The sequence below is a fragment of the Nonomuraea sp. NPDC001684 genome, assembly GCF_053596515.1.
In genome coordinates this window covers 1-2,361 of record NZ_JBSFGJ010000785.1, presented here as the reverse complement: position 1 = coordinate 2,361, position 2,361 = coordinate 1, and the positions used below count along the sequence as shown (strand labels likewise).

Below are 2,361 nucleotides of genomic sequence, written 5' to 3'. Positions count from 1 at the left end.
GAACAGCTCGGCGTCGCTCTCGTCGAGGGTGCGGGCCAGGGCCTGGTCCTCCTGGTACGTGCCGGGGATGGCCAGCCGCAGCACCTGCGTGCCCGGCAGCACGGTCGCCGGCCTGCCCCGCTCGTCCACCACGATGAGTCCGGGCAGCCGGTTGACCACCATCAGGCGCACGGCGCGTCCCACGGAGTCGCGGGCCGTCACGGTCGGCAGGGTGACGGCGATGTCCTGTGCTCGCATGGCACCGTCCACGGTGGTCGAAGTGGTGGGAAGACGACGGTTCGCGCCGGTTCGGGGCACGGTCGTATGACGGATCTTGATGGGGAGCCTCCAGCGGGGGCATGGGCGAAGGTCACAAAGGCGGCCGGGACGGCTCAGGCGCTCTGCCCCGGCCACGGGACGGCGGCCGGCCCCCGGCGCGGCCCGCGCGTCAGATGGCCCCGGGGGACGGACCGCGACCCGCGGGCGGGCAGGAGGAGAAGCGGTCCTGCCGCCGCGGCCCGGAGAAGGTCCGTGCCACGCATCGCCCACCTCCTTACGGTCCGTCCCTGTTTTCCGGGGAGACCATGCCATCACCGCGCGGGGGGCCGCGCCCATCGGGTCCGGCCCCCATATCGGGTGGGGGCGCGACCGTATTCGAGCCGGGTCAGTGGACAGCGCGCGAGGCGAACGCCCAGGCTAGAGGCATGAGAGACGCCGTCGCCACCGCGCCGGAGCCGCCTGGCCGCACCCCGGCCCAGGCGTTGTTCCGCCGCCTGTTCGTCATCAACGCGCTGGTCTTCGCCGCGGGCACGTTCGTGCTGGCGCTGTCCCCCGCGACGGTCTCCTCACCGGTGCTGCTGACCGAGATCCCGGTGCTGCTCATCGGCCTGGCGCTGATCCTGGCGGCGAACGCGTTCCTGGTGCGGGCCAGCCTGGCCCCGCTGACCTCCCTGACCGCCCTCATGCGGCGGGTGGACCTGCTGCACACCCACGACCGGCTGCCCGCCGGCAACCGGGACCTGCGCAGCGTCACCGACACCTTCAACCAGATGCTGGACCGGCTGGAGGAGGAGCGCAGCGTGGCCAGCGCCCAGGCCCTGGCCGCCCAGGAGGCCGAACGCGGCCGCATCGCCCGCGAGCTGCACGACGAGATCGGCCAGAGCCTCACCGTCGCGCTCCTGGCGCTCAAGCGGGTGCGCGACCGGGCGCCCGCGGAGCTGGCCGACGAGCTCGGCCACGCCCAGGAGGCGATCAGGACCAGCCTGGACGAGGTGCGCCAGGTCGCCCACCGGCTGCGCCCCGGCGTCCTGGAGGACCTCGGGCTGACCAGCGCCCTCACCGCGCTGGCCACCGACCTGTCACAGACCGGCACGGTCGAGGTCACGCGTAGACTGGCCGCGGGGCTGCCGCCGCTCAGCTCCGAGGTCGAGCTGGTGCTCTACCGCATCGCCCAGGAGAGCCTGACCAACGTCGCCCGCCACGCCCAGGCCACCAGGGCGACGCTCACGCTGACGCCCGACGAGGGCGACCTGGTCCTGCGCGTCACCGACGACGGCCGGGGCGGCATCGGCGAGCCGGGCGCCGGCATCCGCGGCATGCACGAGCGCGCCCTGCTCATCGGGGCCCGCCTGAGCGTGCACTCGCCGCCCGGCGGCGGCACCGAGATCGTCCTCACCGTCCCCGGCGCGGCCAAGGAGAACGCCCGATGACCCGCATCCTGCTCGCCGACGACCACGCGCTCGTCCGCCAGGGCGTCCGCCTGATCCTCGACGCCGAGCCCGACCTGACCGTGGTCGCCGAGGCGGCCGACGGGGCCGAGGCGGTGGAGGCCGTCCGCACCCACGACATCGACCTGGTCGTCCTGGACATCGCCATGCCGCGCATGACCGGCCTGCAGGCCGCGCGGGAGATCTCCCGCCGCCGGCCCGGCATCCGCCTGCTGATGTTGTCGATGTACGACAACGAGCAGTACTTCTTCGCCGCGCTCAAGGCGGGGGCCTGCGGCTACGTGCTGAAGTCGGTGGCCGACCGCGACCTCATCGAGGCGTGCCGGGCGGCGATGCGCGGCGAGCCGTTCCTCTACCCCGGGGCCGTCACCGCGCTGATCCGCGACTACCTCCACCGCCACCGGCACGGCGACCCGCTGCCCGACAGCCTGCTGACCGCCCGCGAGGAGGAGATCGTCAAGCTCATCGCCGAGGGCCACTCCACCAAGGCCATCGCCGACACCCTGGTCATCAGCCCCAAGACCGTCGACCGCCACCGCAGCAACATCCTGGCCAAACTACGACCAGCTCATCTTCGACCACCTCCACCAAACCAACCAACTCCCCTAACCCACCCGGGTCTCCTCGAGCTCTGAACTCGGTGGCAGACCGACGG

The 2,361-nt window shown here is 73.1% G+C and carries 2 protein-coding genes and 1 pseudogene; 2 read left to right on the top strand and 1 reads right to left on the bottom strand.

Annotated features, from left to right (window positions below):
• Positions 1-237: pseudogene (locus ACWCSD_RS51685) on the bottom strand (CBS domain-containing protein); the annotation flags it as partial.
• Between the two features lie 446 nt (positions 238-683).
• Here ACWCSD_RS51685 and ACWCSD_RS51680 point away from each other — a divergent pair.
• Positions 684-1,688 (top strand): HAMP domain-containing sensor histidine kinase, encoded by a 1,005-nt coding sequence (locus ACWCSD_RS51680; protein WP_449927095.1) that lies wholly within the window; start codon positions 684-686, stop codon positions 1,686-1,688.
• Positions 1,685-2,341 (top strand): response regulator, encoded by a 657-nt coding sequence (locus ACWCSD_RS51675; RefSeq protein WP_449927091.1) that lies wholly within the window; start codon positions 1,685-1,687, stop codon positions 2,339-2,341. The genes ACWCSD_RS51680 and ACWCSD_RS51675 overlap by 4 nt, the downstream gene beginning before the upstream one ends.
• Positions 2,342-2,361 lie beyond the last annotated feature (20 nt).

Bases quoted from the DNA above. Each gene is read 5' to 3' on its own strand.
- ACWCSD_RS51680 (WP_449927095.1), top strand. From the start codon at position 684: ATGAGAGACGCCGTCGCCACCGCGCCGGAGCCGCCTGGCCGCACCCCG.
- ACWCSD_RS51675 (WP_449927091.1), top strand. From the start codon at position 1,685: ATGACCCGCATCCTGCTCGCCGACGACCACGCGCTCGTCCGCCAGGGC.